The sequence below is a fragment of the Pantoea cypripedii genome (assembly GCF_011395035.1).
GTDB classification, from domain to species: domain Bacteria; phylum Pseudomonadota; class Gammaproteobacteria; order Enterobacterales; family Enterobacteriaceae; genus Pantoea; species Pantoea cypripedii_A.
In genome coordinates this window covers 2,933,977-2,957,971 of the sequence record NZ_CP024768.1, presented here as the reverse complement: position 1 = coordinate 2,957,971, position 23,995 = coordinate 2,933,977, and the positions used below count along the sequence as shown (strand labels likewise).

Here is a 23,995-nt window from a genome sequence, read left to right as displayed (position 1 = left end):
AGAGTTTTATCGAAAAAGCTTATCCAGGATTGTGAACATAATGTTATTTAAAAATCATTTGTTCTCATCGGGAGCGGCAATGGTGCAGGATCAGGTCAACGGGCAATCCAGCGTGCTGTTACACATCACGGCGGTCTGTAAGGCGTTTTCTGGTGTGCCGGTGTTACGTGGCATTGATTTTCAACTGCATGCCGGGCAAATCCACGCCTTGCTGGGAGGCAATGGCGCAGGCAAATCGACGCTGATGAAAATCATTGCCGGTATCGAACAACCTGATAGCGGCACGCTTACCCTCGCCAATCAGCCCCTGACCTTAATGACCCCTGCCAAAGCACACCTGTGCGGTATCTACCTGGTGCCGCAGGAGCCCTTGTTGTTCCCCAGCCTGACGGTGCGCGAGAACATCCTGTTTCGCCTGCCGCGCGCCCAGGCCGATAACCAAAAACTACAAAACTTACTAAGCCAGATGGGCAGCGCACTGCCGCTGGATGCGCTGGCCGGTACCCTGGCAGTGGCTGACCAGCAACAGGTGGAGATTCTGCGTGGCCTGATGCGCGACGCCAGAGTGGTGATTTTCGATGAGCCAACCGCGTCATTAACCCCGGTGGAAACCGAACGTCTGTTCCGTCTGGTGCGCCAGCTGGCCGGGCAGGGCGTTGGGGTGGTGTTTATTTCCCATAAGCTGCCGGAGATTCGGGCGCTGGCGCATCAGGTTAGCGTGATGCGCGACGGCTGCGTGGTGCTACAGGGCAGCATTGGCGTGCTGGATGATGACGCGCTGGTGGCGGCAATGATGCCGCCCGAACGGCAAGCCCCGTTGAGTGCAGAGCAGCAGCTGTGGTTACAGGCGGGTAACCTGCCTGCGGAGCGAAAAGGCCAGGTGCTGTTGCAGGTTGATGAGTTAAGTGGCGAAGGTTTTCGTCAGATTTCGTTGCAGGTGAAAGCGGGAGAGATCCTTGGCCTGGCGGGCATTGTCGGGGCCGGGCGCACCGAACTGGCGGAAACGCTGTACGGATTACGCACCGCCAGCAGCGGCACGGCGCGTTTGCAGCAACAGGATCTGCTGTCGCTGCCGACAGCAGCGCGTCTGCGCGCCGGGTTGGTCTATCTGCCGGAAGACCGGCAAACCTCCGGTCTCTATCCGGATGCCCCGCTGGCGTGGAATGTCACCGCATTAACGCTGCCACGGCGCAGCTGGTGGCTGCGACCCCAGCAGGAGAGGGCAGTGCTGACCCGCTACCAGCGCGCGCTGGGGATCAAATTCAGTCACAACGACCAGCTGGCACGCACCTTGTCTGGGGGCAATCAGCAAAAGTTATTGCTGGCAAATTGCCTGGAGGCGACACCGAAAGTCCTGATTGTCGATGAACCGACACGCGGGGTGGATGTGGCGGCTCGTGCCGATATCTATCAGTTATTGCGCTCGGTGGTGGCGCAGCAAATCGGCCTGATCATTATCTCTTCGGATCTGGATGAGGTTGCGCTGCTGGCGGATCGCGTGGTGGTGATGCATCAGGGGGCGCTGGTGGGGGAATTATCCGGTGCGGCGGTGAGTGCGGAAAATATCATTCAGCTGGCCTGGGGACGTAGCGCCCAGGCGGCGGGAGAATACTGATGCTGAAATACCTGCAAACCCATCGGGAGCTGAGCACCCTGCTGGCGATCCTGGTGCTGTTTATGCTGCCGTGGTTGCTGGATCGACAGAACGTTAGCCTGCAATTAGTGGGGATGATTTTTGGCAGTGCGCAGATCGCCATTCTGCTGGCGATGGGCGCTACGCTGGTGCTGCTGACGCGTAATATTGACGTGTCCTGCGGTTCCACCATGGGGCTGTGCGCTGCGGTGCTGGGCGTTCTGCTGAATCAGGGAGTCTCACTGCCGCTGGCCTGTCTGGCGACGCTGGGCACCGGCATGTTAGCCGGATTGTTTAACGGTGTGCTGGTCACCGGGCTGCGTATTCCGGCGATTGTCGCCACCCTGGGCACCCTCGGGTTGTATCGCGGCCTGATGTTGTTGCTGACCGGCGGCAAATGGATTGAAGGGTTGCCGGAGCAACTGAAAACCCTGGCTGCGCCGGTGGCGGCGGGGTTGTCACCGCTGGGCATCATGATTCTGCTGATCGCGCTGGCGATGATGTTGTTCCTGGCAAAGACTGCTGCTGGTCGCAACTTTTATGCCACCGGCGATAATTTGCAGGGCGCACGCCAGTTGGGTGTGCCGGTCAATCAGGTGCGTTTACTCGCCTTCACCGCCAACGGCGCGCTGGCGGCACTGGCCGGGATGGTGTTTGCTGCGCAAATTGGTTTTGTGCCCAATCAAACCGGCACCGGGATGGAGATGAAAGCCATCGCGGCCTGTGTGCTGGGCGGTGTCAGTTTATTGGGCGGCTCTGGCACCCTGCTAGGGGCGATACTCGGAGCCTGGTTCCTGACGCAAATTGATAGCGTGCTGGTGCTGCTCAGGCTACCCGCATGGTGGAATGATTTTATCTCGGGACTGGTGTTGCTGGCGGTGCTGGTCATTGACGGACGATTACGTCAGGCGCTGGCCCGTCGTCTGCATCGGCAAAAGTACGCCCGTTTTTTATCCCCTCCGGCACGAAAAAAAACTGTTAAACCCCCACCGACAGCGGCCTCGCGCCGGGGAGCGACCGAATGAAGCGCTATCTGAACTGGGAAGGCGCGCTGGCGCTGCTATTGGTGCTGGAAATCCTGCTGTTCGGCTGGGGTAACCCACGCATGCTGAATATCGACACCCTGCTATTCAGCACCAGCGATTTTATCACCGTTGGCATTGTCGCCTTGCCGCTGACGCTGGTGATTGTCAGTGGCGGTATCGACATCTCCTTTGCCGCCGTGACCGGCTTATGCGCTATTGCGCTGGGTATCATGTTGCAAAGTCACTGGCCTTTAGCGGTTGCTTTGCTGTGTACGCTGTTGCTGGGCAGCCTGTGTGGATGGCTCAATGGCGCGCTTATCCTGTGGACCGGTGTGAACCCGCTGGTGATCACCCTTGGCACGCTTTATCTCTACGGTGGCGGTGCGCTGCTGCTTTCCGGGCTGGCCGGGGCCACCGGCTTCGAGGGGATCGGTGATTTTCCGGCGACCTTTACCGATCTGGCCAATCTCGCTCCGCTTGGCATCCCGATGCCGCTGCTGCTGTTTACGCTGCTTTGCCTGTTGTTCTGGCTGCTGATGCACCGCACCCGTACCGGACGCTATGTGTTTCTGCTCGGCCAGAACCTGCGAGCGGCGCGCTATGGCGCATTGCCGGTCAACCGTACTCTGCTGCTGCTTTACAGCCTGGTTGGGCTGGCATCGGCGCTGGCGGCGGCGGTGATGAGTGCGTACTTCGGCTCGGCGCGTGCCGATCTCGGTGCGCCGTTGTTAATGCCCGCGATCACCGCCGTGGTGCTGGGCGGTGCCAATATTTACGGCGGGGCGGGTTCGGTGCTGGGCACCGCGCTGGCCACGCTGGTCATCGGCTTTTTGCAGCAGGGTTTGCAAATGGTGGGAGTGTCGAGTCAGGTCAGTAGTGCGCTTTCCGGCGCATTGCTGATTCTTGCGGTGATCGGACGCTCCTGGAGCCTGAATCCAGGCATTGTGCGCCAGCTTAGCCGGCGTTTGCGTGCGCGATTCACGCGCGATCGCGCATCTTACCAGGAGTAAAAATCATGAAAATGCAGCGGTTATCACTGGCTCTGTGCTGTGTACTCGGTGCCAGTCTGAGCGTTCAGGCAGCCGAACGTATCGCCTTTATCCCCAAGCTGGTGGGGGTAGGCTATTTCACCAGCGGCGGCAAAGGGGCGACCGATGCCGGAAAAGCGCTGGGCGTCGATGTGACCTATGACGGCCCCACTGAGCCGAGCGTCTCCGGCCAGGTACAGATGATCAATAACTTCGTCAACCAGGGATACAATGCCATCGTGGTGGCAGCGGTTTCACCGGATGGTCTTTGCCCGGCACTGAAACGCGCGATGCAACGTGGCGTGAAGGTGCTGACCTGGGACTCTGACACTAAGCCGGAATGCCGTTCAATTTATATTAACCAGGGCACCCCTGCGCAGCTGGGCGGCATGCTGGTGGACATGGCGGCCAGCCAGGTGAAAAAGGACAAAGCGAAGGTGGCGTTCTTTTATTCCAGCCCGACGGTGACCGATCAGAACCAATGGGTGAAGGAAGCGAAAGCGAAGATCGCCAAAGATCATCCCAACTGGGAGATTGTCACCACGCAGTATGGCTACAACGATGCCACCAAGTCGTTGCAGACGGCAGAGGGGATCCTGAAATCCTGGAGCGATCTGGATGCGATTATCGCGCCGGACGCCAACGCATTACCGGCTGCGGCTCAGGCAGCGGAAAATCTCGGACGTAAGGATGTGACGATTGTTGGTTTCAGTACCCCGAACGTGATGCGACCTTATGTGAAGCGCGGCACGGTGCAGCAGTTCGGGCTGTGGGATGTGGTGAAGCAGGGCCGGATTTCGATTGCGGTGGCGAATCAGTTGCTGAAAGGCGATCTCAATCCCGGAGACAGTTTACAGGTGCCGGATGTTGGCAAAGTGACGGTCTCCGACAACAGCGTACAGGGCTACAATTATGAAGCCAAAGGCAACGGTATTGTGCTGCTGCCTGAACGCGTGGTGTTTACTAAAGACAACATCGACAACTACGATTTTTAAGGAGAACGTGAATGGAAGTCACTCTGGTGGAAATCAATGTAAAAGCCGACAGTATCGACGAATTTTTACAGGTATTCCGCGAAAATCATTTAGGGGCGGTACAGGAGCCAGGTAACCTGCGTTTTGATGTTTTGCAGGACAGCAACGTGCCGACGCGTTTTTTTATTTATGAAGCTTATGCGGATGAGGCGGCGGTGCTGGCCCATAAAAAAACACCGCACTATCTGGCTTGTGTCGAGGCGCTGGAGGCGCTAATGACCGAACCCAGAAAGAAAACGGTGTTTAAAGGGATATATCCTTGATGGTTACGGGCTGGCCCGGGATTTTTAGTTCAAAGGTGATTTCGTTCGCTACGGGCTGAGGGAGTTTCAGTTCGCCGGTGCGGCGACCGAGCAAAGGGGACCTGGCCGTCCCCTTTGCATTCCCCGGCCTTGCGCCGCCTACCTCGCCGCTTCGCGGCTTTTTTGCGCGATAAATCGCGCCGCTACGACAGCGTGCAGTTATTTGTAGCGGCGCGATTTATCGCGCAACTCAGATAGCACGGGCTTTCAGGCGGTGGTGTTGGCGGCATTCGCAGCGCCGAGTGCAGAGGGAAGGCCAGGACGAGCCGCATGGATGCGGCGAGAGCGCGGCATGAGCCATGGATGGCGAATCCGCGAGGTCCGTTCGGCCTGAGTGATAAGCGAGGGAACAGCGCGAAGCGCTGCGCGAGGACGCCGCAGGGCGCGGATTGCAAAGGTGCGCGCCATCGCACCTTTGCCCGTCCGCCTGTATGGCGATCCTGAAACTACCTAAAGCCTGGCGGGCGGAACCTTCTCATAGCCAGACAGCTGCCAGCAGGCGGAACCCCTGCGGAGCTAAACCTCCGTCTGGCGGTGCGTATGCACCATATAATTTACATCTACGCCACGACCCAACCGGAACTGATTCGTCAGCGGATTATAATGCAAACCGATCATCCCCTGCTCACGCAGCGGGGTTTCATCCACCCAGTTCAGCAACTCCGCCGGACGGATAAACTTCTTCACGTCATGGGTACCGCGCGGCACCATGCGCATCACATATTCGGCGCCAAACACCGCCAGCAGCCAGGCTTTCGGGTTGCGGTTGATGGTGGAGAAGAACACTTCACCGCCAGGCTTAACCAACTGGGCGCAAGCCAGCACCACCGAACGCGGATCCGGGACGTGCTCCAGCATCTCCATGCAGGTCACCACGTCATATTGGCCAGCATGGCTGATGGCATGATCTTCCACCGTTTGCTGCACGTAGTTGACGCTGATACCGCTTTCCAGCGCATGCAGACGCGCCACTTCCAGCGGTTCCGCACCCATATCTAATCCGGTGACGTCTGCACCTTCGCGCGCCATGCTTTCCGCCAGAATGCCGCCGCCGCAGCCCACATCCAGCACCTTCTTGCCAAACAAACCATGGCTGTGCTGGGCAATCCAGCCAAGACGCAGGGGATTAATGCGGTGTAACGGCTTAAATTCACCCTCTAAATCCCACCAGCGCGATGCGACTGCCTCAAACTTGGCAATTTCGTTGTGATCGACGTTCTGGCGGCTTTCCTGCGGTTGTTCATTCATTGAATCATGACTCCAGACAAAATGTGGCTTCAGTATAAACGCTTAAGCGCGGCCCGCGCACCTCTCAGAACAAAGGAAAAGCCGGATTAAACCGTGCTTAACATTCACCCTGGGTAAGCAATGTGATATACTTTCGCACCTTTGAATTCCGGGATTATGTAGAGGGATAGCGGCTCCATGAGCGACCTTGCGAGAGAAATTACACCGGTCAATATCGAAGAAGAGTTGAAAAACTCGTATCTCGATTACGCCATGTCGGTCATCGTTGGCCGAGCCTTACCCGACGTCCGTGACGGCCTGAAGCCAGTGCACCGCCGTGTGCTTTTTGCCATGAGCGAACTGGGTAACGACTGGAACAAACCCTATAAAAAATCCGCCCGTGTGGTCGGTGACGTTATCGGTAAATATCACCCGCATGGTGATTCTGCCGTTTATGACACCATCGTTCGTATGGCGCAGCCGTTCTCCCTGCGTTACATGTTGGTAGACGGTCAAGGCAACTTCGGCTCCATCGACGGCGACTCTGCTGCAGCGATGCGTTACACCGAAGTGCGTATGGCCAAAATCGCCCACGATCTGTTAGCGGACCTGGAAAAAGAGACGGTCGATTTCGTTCCTAACTATGACGGAACCGAGCAGATTCCTGAGGTTCTGCCGACAAAAATCCCTAACCTGCTGGTAAACGGTTCTTCCGGTATCGCCGTCGGTATGGCCACTAACATTCCGCCGCACAACCTGCGCGAAGTGATTAACGGCTGCCTGGCTTATATTGATGATGAAAACATCAGCGTTGAAGGGCTGATGGAGCACATTCCGGGGCCAGATTTCCCGACCGCCGCCATCATCAATGGCCGTCGTGGTATCGAAGAAGCCTATCGTACCGGTCGCGGCAAAATCTATATCCGCGCGCGTGGCGAAGTGGAAGCTGACGCGAAAAGCGGCCGTGAAACCATCATCATTCACGAGCTGCCGTATCAGGTGAACAAAGCGCGCCTGATCGAGAAGATTGCCGAGCTGGTGAAAGAGAAGCGTGTCGAAGGCATCAGCGCGCTGCGTGATGAGTCGGATAAAGACGGCATGCGCATCGTTATCGAGATCAAACGCGATGCGGTCGGCGAAGTGGTGCTCAACAACCTCTACTCGCTGACGCAGTTGCAGGTGTCGTTTGGTATCAACATGGTGGCGCTGCATCAGGGCCAGCCGAAGATTATGGCGCTGAAAGAGATCCTGGAAGCTTTCGTTCGCCATCGTCGTGAAGTGGTGACGCGTCGTACTATTTTCGAACTGCGCAAAGCGCGCGACCGTGCCCATATCCTTGAAGGTCTGGCGATTGCGCTGGCTAACATCGATCCGATTATCGAGCTGATCCGTCGCGCCCCGACGCCAGCAGAAGCGAAAGCCGGCCTGGTTGCACAGGCGTGGGATCTCGGCAATGTGGCAGCGATGCTGGAACGTGCCGGTGATGACGCTGCGCGTCCGGAATGGCTGGAAGCGGAGTTCGGTATTCGCGATGGTCAGTATTACCTGACTGAGCAGCAGGCTCAGGCCATTCTGGATCTGCGTTTGCAGAAACTGACCGGCCTGGAGCACGAGAAGCTGCTCGACGAATACAAAGAACTGCTCGACCAAATCGCTGAGCTGCTGCATATCCTTGCCAGCGCAGAGCGCCTGATGGAAGTGATCCGTGAAGAACTGGAAGCGATGCGCGACCAGTTTGGCGATGAGCGTCGTACCGAGATTACTGCCAACAGCGCTGATATCAACATCGAAGACCTGATCAACCAGGAAGATGTGGTGGTCACGCTGTCGCATCAGGGTTATGTCAAATACCAGCCGCTGACGGACTATGAAGCTCAGCGCCGCGGTGGTAAAGGCAAATCCGCCGCACGTATTAAAGAAGAAGACTTTATCGACCGTCTGCTGGTGGCCAACACCCACGATACGATTCTGTGCTTCTCCAGCCGTGGCCGTCTGTACTGGATGAAGGTGTATCAGCTGCCGGAAGCCAGCCGTGGCGCACGCGGTCGTCCGATCGTCAACCTGTTACCGCTGGAAGCGAACGAACGTATCACCGCCATTCTGCCGGTACGTGAGTACACCGAAGGCTTCAACATCTTTATGGCAACCGCTGACGGCACCGTGAAGAAAACGGCGTTGCAGGAATTCAGTCGTCCGCGTAGTGCGGGCATCATCGCCATCAATCTGCGTGAAGATGATGAGCTGATCGGTGTGGCGCTGACCAATGGCAGCGACGAAACCATGCTGTTCTCTGCCGCCGGTAAAGTGGTGCGCTTCGCTGAAAGTGCCGTCCGTGCGATGGGGCGTTCAGCTTCAGGTGTACGCGGTATCAAGCTGGCTGAAAACGACAAAGTGGTCTCTCTGATTGTGCCGCGTGAAGAGGGCGCTATCCTGACCGTCACGCAGAATGGTTACGGTAAACGTACCGCCAACAGCGAATACCCGACTAAATCCCGTGCGACTCAGGGTGTGATCTCCATTAAGGTCACCGAGCGTAATGGGCCGGTAGTGGGTGCGGTGCAGGTGGACGACTGCGATCAGATCATGATGATCACCGATGCCGGTACGCTGGTGCGTACCCGCGTGTCAGAAGTGAGCGTGGTGGGTCGTAACACCCAGGGCGTGATTCTGATTCGTACCGCAGAAGATGAAAACGTGGTGGGTCTGCAGCGCGTGGTCGAACCGGTGGAAGAGGAAGAACTCGACGCCATCGACGGTAGCGTTGCCGAAGGCGAAGAGGATATCGCGCCGGAAACAGACAACGACGATGACGCACCGGAAGCGGACGAAGAAGAGTAATCCGTCACGGTGACAATCAACGGCAGGTCAGGGCAACCGACCTGCCGTTTCTTTTTCTGAGTTTTGGCCTGAAGCGGCGCTCTGTCTGGCTTTTTCGGGATGATAAAGCTAGTGTATGGGCATAATAATTCCCTGACCTTTACCCTTGCCGTGAGTTGAGCCTGCATTGAAATATCTCGTCTCCTTCCGTACCACGCTGCGTATTTCGCGCTACCTGTTTCGCGCACTGGCGTTGCTGCTTTGGTCGCTGGGTGCGTTGCTGACCACCTTTTACATCATCAATGTGCTGCACGAGAAAGAGAATGCGGTTCGCCAGGAGTTTGACACCAACTACGGTCAGGCGGAATGGTATGTCCGCCACTCGGCGGATGTGATGCGTGAGCTGAAGTACATCACGGAAAATCGCCTCACCAGCAGTGCCAGCGGCCTGGATGTGCTCAACGGCATGCCGACCAGCAAAGGGACGCTGCCGCAATTCACTCCGCTGTTTTCCGACGGTGATTGCACCTCAATGAGCAGCACCTGGCGTAACTCGCTCGATTCCCTCAGTTACTACATCAATTACTGGAAAAGTAACTTTGCTTCGGCCTATGAGCTGAATCGGGTGTTCTTTATCGGCGGGGAAAATCAGTGTCTGGCTGACTTCACCATCGGCAGCAATACGGTGGACCGGGAACGCAGCCTGAAAGCACTGCGCGAGCAGGTGCTGCACTATCGCAGCAGCAATGAAGACGAACGCCGCAATCCAATGTACTGGATCACCGCAGGCATGCAGCCAGGGGTGGGCAGTTTCTATATGGTGATGCCGGTCTATGTGGCGAATAAACTGCAGGCACTGCTCGGGGTGGAGCAAAATATCCGCCTCGACGAATTTATTCAGCCGGGTGGATTGCCGCTGGTGGCCACCATCACCGATGAAAATTATCGTCCTCTGCTCACTACGCGTCGCGGTGGTCCGGGCTACTCCCTCGATGATCTGCCTGATGACAAAACCTGGTTTGGTTATCTTGATGGTTACCGCCAGCTGGTGCTGAAAAAGCCACTGCCGCCATCGGATCTCAATATCGTCTGGTCGCTCTCCACCGATGTGCTGGTGGATCAGCTGAAACTGATGTTGATTAACGCGCTGCTGCTCAACATTTTCAGCGCGTTGTTGCTGTTTACCCTCGCGTGGATATTTGAGCGCCGGATGTTTTTGCCGGCAGAAGATAATGCGCATCGGCTGGAAGAACATGAGCAGTTCAACCGCAAGATCGTGGCATCCGCCCCGGTGGGGATTTGTATCCTGCGCACCAGCGACGGCACCAATATCCTCAGCAATGAGCTGGCGCACAACTATCTGACGCTACTCACCCAGGAAGACCGGCAGCGCCTGAACGAAATCATTGGCGGCCAGCAGGTGAACTTTGTTGATGTGCTGACCGGCAGCAATACCAACCTGCAAATCAGCTTCGTTCACTCACGCTATCGCAATGAAAACGTAGCGATCTGCGTGCTGGTGGATGTGTCGGCGCGCGTGCGTATGGAGCAGTCGTTGCAGGAGATGGCGCAGGCGGCGGAGCAGGCCAGTGCGTCGAAATCGATGTTCCTTGCCACCGTCAGCCATGAATTGCGCACACCGCTGTACGGTATCATCGGTAACCTCGATCTGTTGCAGACCAAAGCGCTGCCGAAAGGGGTGGATTCGCTGGTCACGGCGATGAATAACTCCTCCAGCCTGCTGCTGAAAATTATCAGCGACATTCTCGATTTCTCGAAAATTGAGTCCGAGCAGTTGAAGATCGAGCCACGTCCTTTCTCGCCGCGTGAGGTCATCAACCATATTGTTGGCAACTACCTTTCGCTGGTGGTACGCAAACGCCTCGTGCTGTATGTCTTTATCGAAAATGATGTGCCGCTGGCGCTGGATGGCGATCCGCTGCGTCTGCAACAGGTCATCTCTAACCTGCTGAATAACGCCATCAAATTTACCCATACCGGTTGCATCATCCTTCATGCTTATGAGAAAGAGGGCTATCTGGCGTTTCGCGTGCGTGATACCGGCGTCGGCATTCCGGCGAAAGAGGTGACGCGGCTGTTTGACCCGTTCTTCCAGGTCGGCAGTGGTGTGCAGCGAAACTTCCAGGGCACTGGCCTCGGGCTGGCGATCTGTGAAAAGCTGATCAATATGATGGATGGTGATATTGAGGTGGATTCCGAGCCGGGCATGGGCAGCCAGTTTGTGGTGCGTATCCCGATTTACGCCGGACAGCAGGCTGCGCCGCCTCTGCTGGAAGGGCTACAGGAAAAAGCGCTCTGGCTCGATCTGCGTAACGATTACCTTGCCAGCTTCCTGCTGCGCCTGCTGCAACAGCAGGGCATGCAGGTGGCCCGTTATCAGGGACAGGCCGGTAGCGACGATGTGATCATCAGCGACCATGACGATTTGCCGCTGCAAAGTATCAGAGCGCGTGTCCGTATCAGCGGTGAACACATCGATATGCCGCAGGAGATTACCGCAGGGCAGTGGCTGCACAGCAGCGCTACGCTGCATGAATTGCCGGTGTTGCTGGGTCGTATCTATCGCATCGCGATTGATAGCGAAACCACCACGCCGCTGGCGCTGCCGGGCGCAGTCGCAGAGCAAGCCAGCTATGAAGATATTATGATATTGATCGTCGATGACCATCCGATCAACCGTATGCTGCTGTCAGAACAACTCAGTACGCTGGGGTATCAGGTGAAAACCGCCCAGGATGGTGTCGACGCGCTGAATGTCATCAGCCGTACTCACATTGATATCGTACTCAGTGACGTTAACATGCCCAATATGGATGGCTACCGTCTGACACAACGTCTGCGTCAGCTGGGACATGCCTTCCCGGTGATTGGCGTGACAGCGAATGCGCTGGCCGAAGAGAAGCAACGTTGTATGGAAGCGGGTATGGATAACTGCCTGTCCAAGCCGGTGACGCTGGATGTACTGAAAACCACCCTGGCGCAATATGCCGAACGTGTGCGTAAGGGACGTGTGCATACTGATTAATGCAGCGTAGTGCGGAATAACAGGCGGTGCGTGGGCACCGCCTGCCACAGATTACTCTTTGTCGACCTGAGTGGCGCTGACGGAAGAGAGGTAATTCAGCAGCGCGATATCGTTATCCACGCCCAGCTTCATCATTGCCGATTTTTTCTGGCTACTGATGGTTTTGATACTGCGGTTCAGCTTCTTGGCGATTTCGGTAACCAGGAAACCTTCTGCGAACAGACGCAGCACTTCACTCTCTTTCGGTGACAGGCGTTTGTCGCCATAACCACCGGCACTAATTTTCTCCAGCAGCTTGGCCACGCTTTCCGGCGTGTATTTTTTGCCTTTCTGCAATGCTGCCAGCGCTTTTGGCAGGTCAGTCGGTGCACCCTGTTTCAGCACGATCCCTTCAATGTCCAGGTCCAGCACGGCACTCAGGATCGCCGGGTTATTGTTCATGGTCAGAACGATAATCGAGAGGTCCGGATAATGACGTTTGATGTATTTGATCAGGGTGATACCGTCACCGTATTTCTCACCTGGCATAGAGAGGTCAGTAATCAGGACATTGGCATCGAGTTTGGACAGGCTATTAATCAGTGCTGTTGAGTCTTCGAACTCACCTACAACGTTGACCCATTCAATCTGTTCCAGAGACTTACGGATACCAAACAGAACAATTGGATGGTCATCGGCAATAATTACATTCAGGTTATTCATCTTATGGGTTACCTTGCTGCAGCAGTTGATTGACATAAGCGTCAATTTCACTGGTGGTATTTTTAATGGTTGAATCGTCACATACTTTAATGTGCTGTTCTAACTCTTCACAAAGCTGTTTACCTGGCACCAGATTTAGCATGGCAAACACGCCTTTCAGGCGATGCGCTGTCTGAGCAAGCGAGGGGTAATCCTTCTCCGCTGCTTCAGTATACAGTCTCTTGACATCAGGCGGAACTGTCTCGGTAAACAGCTGAAAATAGCCTCCGCTTAGTAGCGGTGTGGCAGCCTCATCTTCGTTAGTCTCCTCCATTAAATCATGGGCCAGTTGCTTCTCGATCAATGCCAGCAACGCATCGAGTAATGCATTACTGAGGTTAAAGTTAACGCGGTATTGTTGATCGTTCAGCGCGTGGTGACCCATCTCATCACCCGCCAGTAACAACGCCCAGCCGTTGAGGCGTGAAGGGTCGTCAGTTACCAGCACATCATGTTCCTGCCCTGACAAACGTTCGTCAGAGGTCAGGCACTTCGCCCCCCAGTTCTCCAGGTGGCGACAAACAATTTTATGGACATCTTCCATGGCGATATCGACCAGCACATTCACACCTTCCAGCAGCTTTTCTTCCTGCTCGGTGTGCTGTTCCAGCGCCAGCGGTAGCTGGATATTGTAGCGGGTGCCAATATCAGGTTTTGCTACGATTTCCAGAGAACCTCCCATCTGTTTACACAGCTGTTTGCACAGAAAGAAGGCCATGCCCGATGCCTGACCAAAACGATCCTGTGTGGTATCACCCAGGAACGGGAAATCGACGTTGGCCAGTTCGTCAACCGTCAGGCCGGAACCGGTATCGACCAGCTGCAACAGGATGCGATCGGGTTTGCTTTCACTGGCCTTGATATCGAGGGAAATCTTGCCCCATAGCGTGGTGGTCAGGGAGTAATGCATCAGGGTTGTCAGCACTTTGCGCAGCGCACGACGATCGCCAAAACGCATCTCGTCATTGGCGAGATGATTATTCACCACCAGCGCCAGCCCTTTGCGTCGCAGCAGCGGCAGGCTTTCCAGGGCTATTTCATCCAGCAGCTCCTGCAGGTTGAAACGGCTGGCATCGGGTGACCAGTCATGAGCTTCCAGGCGGTTCAGCAGCACGATGTCATCCACCAGACGCGCCAACCCCTGGCTCTCGTCGAGCAGGTCAAGCACGCTTTCATCGCTGTCGCGCTGGCTGAGCTGGACCAGCTGCGCCACCATACTTTCCAGTGGACGGTGCAGGGCATGGCCAAGGTTATGCATCAGCTGCTGACGCATCTGGTGATTACGATCCAGTACCTGCTGGGCTTTTTGCAGCTTTTTGTTAACCAGCAACTCACGATCCTGATCGCGCATCATAAACAGCTGGGTATGCGGCGACAGCACGCTACGCGCGTGGCGGATTTCATACACCTCGTTGTTGATGGTGGCCTGCAACACGCCCTGATGTTGATCGGACATATTGATGATTTTTTGCAGATTCAGATGCGGCAGCAAATGTTCAGCGATCTTGTTGCTCAGCAAGGTACGGTTGGTGGCGAAATCGTACACCAGCAGACCAACCGGCAAGCTGGCGACAATCTCTTCATTCAGCAGGCGCAGGGAGTCCAGCTCCGCGCTCTGGTTTTCATTCGGGCGCAGCGACTGCTGGCGCAGCAGGGTGATACCGGCTATCGACAGCAGGAACAGCACCAGATTGATCAGTAACGGCCACAGCAGATTATGCAGGCTATCAACGATCAGGTTGGTGATCGGGACACGGTACACCAGCTGCAACGAGGTGCTCGGCAGCGATGCCGCAATCTCCAGATTAGGATTAACCAGTGAGACATGGGTGGTTTCGCTGGTTTCATCATCAGTGCTGCTGCTGGACTGGGTGGTGTCCTGACGCAACAGGAAATTCTCCAGCGGCATGCTGCGCGGGATCAGATCATTCACCGGTAAATCGAAAGCTACCACCGTGGCTAAATGGCCTGGCTGATTAAAGGTGGTGCGCAGTGTGAAGTAATGATCATTCTGCCAGGCAAAGTGGCGCAGCGGTGAAAAGCTTTCGCGCTCGTCGAGGGCATTGGCCTGCTGCAACATCTCGGCACGGCGGCTATCCACCAGCGAATTGATTGCGCTTTCTTTATAGCGTGTCGCCATATCCTTCAGCGGCAGGGTAGAGATCATGATCAGGCTGTTGTCCTGACCATTAAGGAAATACATCGACCAGGTGGGATTTTCCGCGCCCCACAACGTATCGAGGTAGTTGGACATGCGCATGGTCATATCCAGCGTACTGCTGTCGTGGGAACCAAAAATCAGCGCTTCGGTTTTACGACGCGTTTTTTCCAGGTAATACACATCCGGACGCAGACGGGTTTCCTGCAGGCTGCTGTTCGGTGTGGAACCGGCTGCGCTGGTCGCAAGGTTTTCATAGATCTGCCAGGTGGCGAAGCGGTAGGCATCAATGCGCTTCTGCATGGCGCGCGCCAGATCGGTCATGGCGTAGCGCTTATCGGTGATCCAGGCATTCACACTGTTGTGCACCATCGCGCCCAGCGCCAGGAACAGCACCAGGTTGAACACCACAAAAAAGCGGGTCACATTGCCGGATGTCAGAGGAAATTTGTAAGGCAACATAGGGTCTCAGGCACCTGAAATTATCGCGCAACCAGTCGGGCGCTGGCAGCTACGGCCAGCAGCAGCAGGGCGATAAGCAGAAATGCGCCGCTCAGGCTGATCCACTGGGATATTAATCCGATCAAAGCCGGACCTGAAAGAATACCTGCATAGCCTAAGGTTGTCATGGCGGAAATCGCCAGATTTGACGGCATATCGTGTTGATTTCCAGCAGCATTGAACAACATCGGCACCGTATTGGCCAGGCCAAACCCCACCAGCAGGAAGGCCAGCAACGCCAGACCAGGCCAGGGAAGCATCACTGCCAGCGTCATGCCTGCCGCGGCAGCCAGAGCACCACCCAACATCACCGGATAACGCCCACAGCGCTCGATGATTTTATCCCCGGTAAAACGCCCCAGGGTCATGGCGATAGAAAACACCGCATAGCCCAGTCCGGCCCAGGTGGCTGGCATCTCCGGACTTTGTAACAGCAGCAAGGCACCCCAGTCGAGTACTGCCCCTTCGGCGAGAAACAGAATAAAGCACAGCAGGCCGAGAAAGGCCACCCAGCCGCGTGGCATCACCAGCCACGGCTGATCGGGCTGATGTAAGCGGGTGGTCATCATCCCCGGCTGGCAGCGCAACAGCAGCAACACCATGACCACCATCACCACACCCACGGCGGCGAGTGGCGACAAACCGACACTCATCAACAGGCTGACCGTCGCGGCTCCGACAATACCGCCCAGACTAAAGAACGCGTGGAAGCCGGACATCATCGGACGGCGCGCCGCCTTTTCCACTTCTACGGCCTGGTAGTTCATCGCAACATCAAGCGTGCCCAGCCCGGCACCAAATAGCATCAACGCCAGCGCCATCACCGGTGTCTGACTGGCCGTGGCCAGCAGTGGCAGCATCATGAGCACCAGTGTGGTGGAGCAGAGCATGACGCGTCGACACCCATAGCGTGCCACCAGTTTGCCGGTAACCGGCATCGCGGCCAGCGAACCAATACCCAGACAGAGCAGCAATGCACCGAGCATGCTGCCGGTTAAATGCAGACGATCGCGGGCAAACGGCACCAGAGGGGCCCAGGCAGACATACCCAGGCCATTGATCAAAAACACGGTACGGGTTGACCAGTGCAGAAGGCGAGCGTCTCGCGGATGTTGTGCGGCGTCCAGTGCTGTCATGAAGTTATTATCTTTCTCGTCAAAAGGGCGATTTTAGCATCAACCCGCTGCAACGGCAGGTTTAGAGGTCGTCCCATGCCATGAATTACCGGCAAAAGGGCATTTTACCGACTTTTCAGCCACTGCATTTTTTTTCCAGAACTTTCCTGGCAGAGGAACGGGACCTAAAAGCGACTTAACTCAAATTTTGTTATATGGATTCAATAGGTTAGCTGAAAAGCAGCGTCCCGGCTGCCGAATAATTTGTGATGTTGATCACGAGATAAATAGAAAATTTCAGGTTTTGCGGAAGATTAATTGAGCGATTTATCAGGAAAGGAATAACCAACAACATTATCTCACCTTATTGTCGATTAATGGACTGGCTATTTCCCCCGCTGGAGCGAGCCATGTATAAATTAAAACGGCCAGAATGACGTAATGAATGCTGAGCTTAAGCTGCTGAATAAAGTCAAAGAAGCGATGTAGCCGGGGTAATATTACGGTCCGCAAATAATTACTATGATCTTTGTTGCAGCGGGAAATTAACATGGTTAATTCCTGACTTGTTATTGAACAAAATGTGCGAAAATAAACAAATAATGTGATTGAGGTATTGTCTTAATTAAGGGCGGTCAAGTAAGTTTACGGAAGATGACAAAAGACGGTAAGTGGCAGGCAAAAAAATGCCGGACAAACATGTCCGGCGGGAATTTAGGGTAAACATCTCATTCGGGGTGAATGAAGGTAATAATGAAATAAATGATGATAGCGGGAGTAATTGTATTCTCTGATGGCTGAAAAGTTTTATCATTCAGTGCTGAAAGGGTTCTGTATGTAACTTATTGATGTTTAATAACTAAAAAGCGGTTTATCAATCTGTGCTATATTTTTTACCGATGCGTGCTGCTTATTAGTTCCCCGAAATTTACATCTGGAAATATTTATTTCATACAATGAAACACTTTCGGAAATTTAGTATCATTTTCGTGATAGATTATTGCCCTCTATAAAATAACAATGGCTTGCCGGCTGAATTTTTAATCATTCAGTTAGCAGTGGCATAAATAAAGGCACATTACAGAGGGTAATAAAATGAAACTTCGTGTTCTCTCCCTGATGATTCCTGCGCTTCTTGTTGCAGGTGCTGCAAACGCAGCGGAAATTTACAATAAAGATGGCAACAAATTAGATCTGTACGGCAAAGTCGACGGTCTGCACTATTTTTCTGATAACTCTGGCAGTGACGGTGACCAGTCTTACCTGCGTTTTGGTTTCAAAGGTGAGACTCAGATAACCGACCAACTGTCCGGTTACGGCCAGTGGGAATATCAGGCTGCGCTGAATACCACAGAAAACCAGGGCACCGCCAACAGCTTCACCCGTGTGGGCTTTGCTGGTCTGAAATTCGGTGATGCCGGTTCATTCGACTACGGTCGTAACTATGGCGTGCTGTATGACATCGGTTCATGGACCGACGTACTGCCTGAGTTCGGTGGTGATACCTACGGCGCTGACAACTTTATGTTCCAGCGTAGCAACGGTCTGGCGACTTACCGTAACACCAACTTCTTCGGTCTGGTGGATGGCTGGAACTTTGCCGTGCAGTACCAGGGCAAAAATGACAACCCGACTGAATCCTCATCTGGCCGTGATGTGCTGGGCGAAAATGGTGACGGTTATGGCCTGAGCACCACTTATGATATCGGTTCTGGTTTTGGCATCGGTGCAGCGATGATGTCGTCTGACCGTACCAACAACCAGAACGGCGGTTCTGCCGGTATCCTGGGTCGAGGCGATCGTGCGGATGCTTACACCGGTGGTCTGAAATATGACGCCAACAACATCTACCTGGCCGCGATGTATACCCGTTCGTTCAACGCAACCCGCTTTGGCTCCAGCGATGCCACTGCTTACGGTTACGCGAACAAAGCGGATAACTGGGAATTGGTTGCTCAGTACCAGTTTGACTTCGGTCTGCGTCCGTCTCTGGCCTTCGTCTCCTCTCGTGGTAAAGACATCGAAGGTTATGGCAGCCAGAACCTGAAAAAATACATCGACGTAGGTGCGACCTACTACTTCAACAAAAACATGTCCACCTATGTTGATTACCAGATCAACCTGCTGGACGACAACAACTTCACCCAGGCCGCCGGTATCAACACCGACGACGTCGTGGCTCTGGGGCTGGTTTACCAGTTCTAAGAAGTTTGCTGGAGCGTGGCCTGCCGGTCACGCTCCGGTTTTTAGTAACGTAGTTAGTGCGCCACGTAACGTCTCAATAATCTGCTCTGCCTTCTCGCCCAGTTGAACCTGCACAATCGCTCCCTCCACCAGTAAGACAATCTGTCCGACTATTTTCTGCTGTTCTGCCGTGAGCTGCTGAGCGATCGCCGCCGCCATTTCTCTTTTATGTTCCAGAATCAGGGCACTGGCTTCCGGCAGGGTGTCCGCCAATTCCGCCGCACTGTTTATAAAGGCGCAGCCACGGAAATCCGCTTCGGCAAACCAGCTGTGCAGCGCCGCGGGCAGGGCATCTGCCAGCACCGGCTGCTGTTCCAGTGCGGCGCAAAATGCCGTCATCCAGCGTTGATGACGCTGTTGCAGAAACGCCAGAATCAGGGCGTTCTTGGCCGGGAAGTGTCGATAGAAGGTCACTTTGGTGACGCCCGCCTCGGCAATTACTTTATCAATGCCGGTGGCGCGAATGCCCTGCTGATAAAACAAGCGCTGGGCGGTATTGAGGATGCGATCGCGCGCGGCGGCCTGCGGATCAAAGGTCAGAGGAGCGAGCATAACGTCACCATAAAAAAAGAAAGTAGACAAAATTGTCTACATACGGCAGGATGAATCAAGTAGACAGACCTGTCTACATAAAAAAGGAGACTATGATGCTGATCCCCCCGTTTGATGAACAAAGTGCCACGCAGAAAGTGCGCATGGCTGAAGATGCCTGGAACAGCCGTGACCCTCAGCGGGTGGCGCAGGTGTACAGTGAAGATACCTATTGGCGTAATCGCAGTGAATTTGTCAACGGACGGGCCGAAGCCGCGGCGTTTCTGCAACGTAAATGGAGCAAAGAGCGGGAATATCGGCTGATTAAAGAGTTATGGGCGTGGCACAACGACAAACTGGCGGTGCGCTTTGCCTATGAATGGTGTGATGACAAGGGTAACTGGTTCCGCAGCTACGGTAATGAGAACTGGCACTTCGGGGCAGATGGTCTGATGATAACGCGCTACGCCTGTATCAACGACCTTGCCATCACCGAGGCACAGCGTTTATTCCATTGGCCGCTGGGAACACGCCCGGATGATCATCCGGGCCTGAGTGAACTGGGGCTGTAAACGCAGAATTACTGCGCAGTGCGCCACTTTTTCGCTTTTGGCAGTTGCTGTTGTTGCGCTGGAGGGAGGCTGCCTTCCAGCGCCACGCCTGCCAATGTAAATGCTGAGAAGCTCAGCCACTGCTGCCATTTGCCATGTTGTGTTTTCGACTTTTCCATTCTGCTGCCTCACTGATATTCAACTCAGCTTAAACATTGCAGAATTCATGCCACAACACCGCTCTCAGCGCCACGCGGATCGAGCTGACTTTGCTACACTGCGCCAGCGCTGAAGCGGTGCAACGCGGGTTTTTCTGGTGCAGAAATTTAACGCCCGCGCAGATGACGCATATGACGCTGACGATAAAGCCGCCAGCATTGCAGGCTGCTGTAGAAAAACAGACCAGTGGCCACCACAAGAATTGTATAAATCATCTGACGCTCCCGTATTCGCGGTTGTGCAGGAACGGGTTATCCTGTGACAGCCTTCAGTCAACTTCAAGCAGCTTTAGCCTGATTTACAAGCGAGTTATGCTTTGTAACACGCTTAATTAAAGCGTTACAGATGAGGATTAGATGCGTTTTCAGAATATTCTGCTGATTGGTCTGGCAGTGATCGGGGTGAGTGGTTGCGATCAAACGCCTACCCGGCAAAGCCTGGTGCTGGAGGGTAAAACCATGGGCACGGTATGGCGAGTCAGCCTGGCGGGGGTCGATGCGCAGCGTAAAGTGGCGCTACAGCAGGCGATCCAGCAGCAGCTGGATCGTGATGATGGTGAACTCTCCACCTGGAAGCCGGATTCGGTGTTGTCGCGCTTCAATCAATATCAGGGCACCTCACCGCAGCCGGTCAGCGCCGATATGGCGGATATTGTTACCGCAGCACTGCGCATCGGCAATAAAACCGGTGGTGCGATGGACATTACCGTTGGGCCGCTGGTCAATCTGTGGGGTTTTGGGCCGACTAAACCACCTGCGCACACGCCAACGGATGCTGAAATTGCTGCGACTAAAGCGCTGACCGGTTTACAGCATTTACGGGTGATTCAGGCGGTTGACGGCCAGTGGCTGCAAAAGGATCTGCCGGGCTTGTATGTTGATCTCTCCACCATGGGCGAAGGCTATGCAACCGACCATCTGGCACGCCTGATGGAGCAGCAGGGCATCACCGATTATCTGGTGTCGGTGGGCGGAGCGGTACTGAGTCGCGGACTGAACGCGCAGAACCAACCCTGGCGCGTAGCGATCCAGAAACCGACCGATCGGGAGAATGCGGTGGAAGCGCGGGTAGATTTGCAGGGCCACGGGATCAGTACATCCGGCAGCTATCGCAACTATTATGAACTGGATGGCAAACGCATTTCGCACGTTATCGATCCCGCCACCGGGCGGCCGATCCAGCATAAACTGGTGTCGGCAACGGTGATCGCCACCACCGCGCTGGAAGCGGATGGCTGGGATACCGGGTTGATGGTGCTGGGCACCGAGCGTGCCAAAGCGCTGGCGCTGAAGGAGCATCTGGCGGTTTATCTGATAAGCAAGCAGGGCGACGGCTTCAGTCACTGGATGTCGCCGCAGTTTAAACCCTTCCTGATTTCGCAGGATGACAACTGATTACGGAGGCGCAGATGCTGGATCTGTTTAGTGACGAAGCGCCGTGGCAGGAACCACTGGCTGAGGGGGCGGTGATTTTGCGGCGTCGCGCCCGTGAGCAGGCGGAGGCATTGCTGGCGGAAATTCATACCATCGCCGCACTTAACCCGTTTGCTCATCGCATTACGCCGGGCGGGCACCGTATGTCGGTCGCCATGACCAACTGCGGTGATTTGGGCTGGTCGAGCGATTCACGTGGCTACCAGTATACCGGGCAGGATAACCTCAGCGGGCAGACATGGCCGCCAATGCCAGCGTTGTTCCGTGAGCTGGCGCAGCAGACGGCGCTGGAAGCCGGGTTCAGCGGTTTTAACCCGGATGCCTGTCTGATCAACCGTTATGAACCGGGTGCCAAACTGACGCTGCATCAGGATAAAGATGAGAAGGATCTGCGTCAGCCGATCGTTTCCGTGTCACTCGGGCTGCCCGCCGTGTTTCAGTTTGGTGGGTTCGAACGCGGTGATGCGACACAGCGCGTGTTACTGGAACACGGCGATATCGTGGTATGGGGTGGGCCTTCGCGCCTGCGCTATCACGGCATTCTGCCGCTCAAATCGGGTATTCATCCGCAGGCCGGTGCCTTTCGCTACAACCTCACTTTCCGGCGCGCCCATTAAGGGCGCATTGGATGAGAATTATTCTTGCTATCATCTGATGCACCATTAAACTGCAGGCTGCAAAAGTTTACTGCTGGAACCGTTTAATGGCTCTGCTTCAGGTTGTCTATCGCCAGTACCGCTGGCCCTTTATTGGCGTCATCCTTCTTACTTTACTTAGCGCCGCGCTCGGCATTGGCATGATCGCCTGGATTAATAACGAGCTGATCACGGCAGTTAATACCTCGGTTAGCGTATTACCGGCTTTTCTGCTGCAGCTGTTTCTGCTGATGGCGGTGACGCTGGGTTCACAGTTATCGCTGACGTTGCTGGGTCATCACTTTGTCTGGCGTCTGCGTGGCGAGTTTATCAAACGTATTCTTGATACCCGCGTGGAGCGTATCGAGCAGATTGGCAATGCACAATTGCTGGCCGGGCTGACCAGTGACGTGCGTGCCATTACCATTGCTTTTGTTCGTCTGCCGGAGTTAATCCAGGGCATCATCATTACCCTGGGTTCCGCGCTGTATATGGCGTGGTTATCACCGAAAATGCTGGCGGTGACCTCGTTGTGGCTGGTGGTGACGCTGGTGGGTGGCTGGTTACTGGTGTCGCGGGTTTATCAACACATGGCGAAGCTGCGCGAGGTGGAAGATGACCTCTATCGTGACTATCAAACCATCATTGAAGGGCGTAAAGAGCTACAGCTGAACCGCGATCGCGCGCAGCAGATTTACGACAGCGTTTATCAGGAAAACGCCAAAAGCTATCGCCACCATATCGTGCGTGCCGACACCTTCCATCTCAGTGCGGTGAACTGGTCAAACATTATGATGTTGGGGGCGATTGGCATCGTGTTCTGGATGGCCAACGGTCTTGGCTGGGCCAATACCGCCATCGCGGCAACGTACTCGCTGACACTGTTGTTTCTGCGCACGCCGCTACTGGCGGCTGTGGGCGCATTACCGACGCTGCTCAGTGCCCAGGTGGCGTTCCGCAAGCTGAATACTTTTGATCTTGCGCCTTATGAAGCAGAGTTCAAAGCCTTGCCCACGGCCAGCGAGTGGCAATCCCTCGAGTTACGTGATGTTTGCTTCCATTATGGCGAACATGGCTTCGAAGTGGGGCCGATCAACCTGACTCTGCGCCGGGGCGAGCTGGTGTTCCTGATTGGTGGTAACGGTAGCGGTAAATCGACGCTGGCGATGTTACTGACCGGCCTGTATCAGCCGCAGTCCGGTAGCGTGTTGCTGAATGGCAAAGCGGTTGACTGGCACAATCTGGACGCTTATCGCCAGCATTTCTCTGCGGTGTTCACCGATGTGCATCTCTTTGATCGTCTGATTGGCCGTAGCGGTCAGCCTGCCAATCCGGCGCTGGTGCAGCAGTGGCTTGAGCGTCTGAAGATGCAGGATAAACTGAAGCTGGCAGGCAACAAGGTACTGAATCTGCAACTGTCGAAAGGGCAGAGTAAGCGTCTGGCGCTGTTGCTGGCAGTTGCGGAGGAGCGCGACATCCTGCTGCTCGACGAATGGGCCGCCGATCAGGACCCGCATTTCCGCCGGATTTTCTACCGCGAGCTGCTGCCCTGGTTACAGGAGTCCGGCAAAACGGTGTTTGCTATCAGCCATGACGATCACTACTTTATTCACGCCGATCGCCTGCTGGAAATGCGTGACGGTAAGCTGAGTGAGTTGACGGGCAGCGAACGTGAAATGGCGACGCTGGATGCGGTAAAACGCACCGATACCGGCCATTAGCGCCAGCTGGCAAAGCTTAGCGAAAAGGGTTATT

At 55.1% G+C, this 23,995-nt stretch carries 18 protein-coding genes; 12 read left to right on the top strand and 6 right to left on the bottom strand.

The window, feature by feature from the left end; all coding sequences use genetic code 11:
- The first annotated feature begins 79 nt into the window (after positions 1-79).
- From lsrA to lsrG, 5 genes are read left to right on the top strand one after another with little or no spacing between them, the layout of a single operon-like run.
- Positions 80-1,615, top strand: a complete 1,536-nt coding sequence (gene lsrA, locus CUN67_RS13775) for an autoinducer 2 ABC transporter ATP-binding protein LsrA (RefSeq protein ID WP_208717222.1) — start codon at positions 80-82, stop codon at positions 1,613-1,615.
- Positions 1,615-2,658: an autoinducer 2 ABC transporter permease LsrC gene (gene lsrC / locus CUN67_RS13770; RefSeq protein WP_208715887.1), complete on the top strand. Its 1,044-nt coding sequence runs from the start codon at positions 1,615-1,617 to the stop codon at positions 2,656-2,658. Before lsrA ends, lsrC begins: the two co-directional genes overlap by 1 nt.
- On the top strand, positions 2,655-3,668 hold the full coding sequence (gene lsrD, locus CUN67_RS13765; protein WP_208715886.1) for an autoinducer 2 ABC transporter permease LsrD: 1,014 nt from the start codon (positions 2,655-2,657) through the stop codon (positions 3,666-3,668). The genes lsrC and lsrD overlap by 4 nt, the downstream gene beginning before the upstream one ends.
- A gap of 5 nt (positions 3,669-3,673) precedes the next feature.
- Complete coding sequence (gene lsrB, locus CUN67_RS13760; RefSeq protein ID WP_208715885.1) at positions 3,674-4,681, top strand: autoinducer 2 ABC transporter substrate-binding protein LsrB; 1,008 nt, start codon at positions 3,674-3,676, stop codon at positions 4,679-4,681.
- A gap of 11 nt (positions 4,682-4,692) precedes the next feature.
- The gene (gene lsrG, locus CUN67_RS13755; protein WP_208715884.1) at positions 4,693-4,983 is read left to right on the top strand and encodes a (4S)-4-hydroxy-5-phosphonooxypentane-2,3-dione isomerase; all 291 of its coding nucleotides are present in this window, start codon (positions 4,693-4,695) and stop codon (positions 4,981-4,983) included.
- Positions 4,984-5,538: 555 nt separating this feature from the next.
- On the opposite strand, the gene ubiG is transcribed toward lsrG, so the two are convergent.
- Positions 5,539-6,270, bottom strand: a complete 732-nt coding sequence (gene ubiG, locus CUN67_RS13750) for a bifunctional 2-polyprenyl-6-hydroxyphenol methylase/3-demethylubiquinol 3-O-methyltransferase UbiG (protein WP_208715883.1) — start codon at positions 6,268-6,270, stop codon at positions 5,539-5,541.
- A 177-nt stretch (positions 6,271-6,447) separates the two neighbouring features.
- Between ubiG and gyrA the strand changes: the two genes are divergently transcribed.
- Entirely contained in the window at positions 6,448-9,087 is a 2,640-nt protein-coding gene (gene gyrA, locus CUN67_RS13745) for a DNA topoisomerase (ATP-hydrolyzing) subunit A (RefSeq protein WP_208715882.1), read from the top strand.
- Between the two features lie 166 nt (positions 9,088-9,253).
- Complete coding sequence (gene rcsC, locus CUN67_RS13740; protein ID WP_208715881.1) at positions 9,254-12,112, top strand: two-component system sensor histidine kinase RcsC; 2,859 nt, start codon at positions 9,254-9,256, stop codon at positions 12,110-12,112.
- A gap of 51 nt (positions 12,113-12,163) precedes the next feature.
- On the opposite strand, the gene rcsB is transcribed toward rcsC, so the two are convergent.
- Genes rcsB through CUN67_RS13725 form a run of 3 tightly spaced genes read right to left on the bottom strand, consistent with a single transcriptional unit; the run spans position 12,164 to position 16,648 of the window.
- Complete coding sequence (rcsB, locus tag CUN67_RS13735) at positions 12,164-12,814, bottom strand: response regulator transcription factor RcsB (RefSeq protein WP_013509853.1); 651 nt, start codon at positions 12,812-12,814, stop codon at positions 12,164-12,166.
- A 1-nt stretch (position 12,815) separates the two neighbouring features.
- The gene (gene rcsD / locus CUN67_RS13730; protein WP_208717221.1) at positions 12,816-15,470 is read right to left on the bottom strand and encodes a phosphotransferase RcsD; all 2,655 of its coding nucleotides are present in this window, start codon (positions 15,468-15,470) and stop codon (positions 12,816-12,818) included.
- A gap of 23 nt (positions 15,471-15,493) precedes the next feature.
- Complete coding sequence (locus CUN67_RS13725) at positions 15,494-16,648, bottom strand: MFS transporter (protein ID WP_208715880.1); 1,155 nt, start codon at positions 16,646-16,648, stop codon at positions 15,494-15,496.
- 1,074 nt (positions 16,649-17,722) lie between these two features.
- On the opposite strand from CUN67_RS13725, the gene ompC reads away from it, so the two are divergent.
- Positions 17,723-18,832, top strand: a complete 1,110-nt coding sequence (gene ompC, locus CUN67_RS13720) for a porin OmpC (protein WP_208715879.1) — start codon at positions 17,723-17,725, stop codon at positions 18,830-18,832.
- Between the two features lie 27 nt (positions 18,833-18,859).
- On the opposite strand, the gene CUN67_RS13715 is transcribed toward ompC, so the two are convergent.
- Complete coding sequence (locus CUN67_RS13715; RefSeq protein WP_208715878.1) at positions 18,860-19,423, bottom strand: TetR/AcrR family transcriptional regulator; 564 nt, start codon at positions 19,421-19,423, stop codon at positions 18,860-18,862.
- A 95-nt stretch (positions 19,424-19,518) separates the two neighbouring features.
- Between CUN67_RS13715 and CUN67_RS13710 the strand changes: the two genes are divergently transcribed.
- Positions 19,519-19,974, top strand: a complete 456-nt coding sequence (locus CUN67_RS13710) for a nuclear transport factor 2 family protein (RefSeq protein WP_208717220.1) — start codon at positions 19,519-19,521, stop codon at positions 19,972-19,974.
- An 8-nt stretch (positions 19,975-19,982) separates the two neighbouring features.
- On the opposite strand, the gene CUN67_RS13705 is transcribed toward CUN67_RS13710, so the two are convergent.
- Positions 19,983-20,132 carry a hypothetical protein gene (locus CUN67_RS13705; protein WP_208715877.1) on the bottom strand — a complete coding sequence of 50 codons (150 nt, stop codon included), beginning with the start codon at positions 20,130-20,132 and terminating at the stop codon, positions 19,983-19,985.
- 396 nt (positions 20,133-20,528) lie between these two features.
- Between CUN67_RS13705 and apbE the strand changes: the two genes are divergently transcribed.
- The 3 genes from apbE to CUN67_RS13690 all read left to right on the top strand — a co-directional run bounded on the left by apbE (position 20,529) and on the right by CUN67_RS13690 (position 23,961).
- Positions 20,529-21,566: an FAD:protein FMN transferase ApbE gene (gene apbE / locus CUN67_RS13700; protein ID WP_208715876.1), complete on the top strand. Its 1,038-nt coding sequence runs from the start codon at positions 20,529-20,531 to the stop codon at positions 21,564-21,566.
- A 14-nt stretch (positions 21,567-21,580) separates the two neighbouring features.
- Complete coding sequence (gene alkB, locus CUN67_RS13695; protein WP_208715875.1) at positions 21,581-22,222, top strand: DNA oxidative demethylase AlkB; 642 nt, start codon at positions 21,581-21,583, stop codon at positions 22,220-22,222.
- Positions 22,223-22,308: 86 nt separating this feature from the next.
- Complete coding sequence (locus CUN67_RS13690) at positions 22,309-23,961, top strand: multidrug ABC transporter permease/ATP-binding protein (RefSeq protein ID WP_208715874.1); 1,653 nt, start codon at positions 22,309-22,311, stop codon at positions 23,959-23,961.
- Positions 23,962-23,995 lie beyond the last annotated feature (34 nt).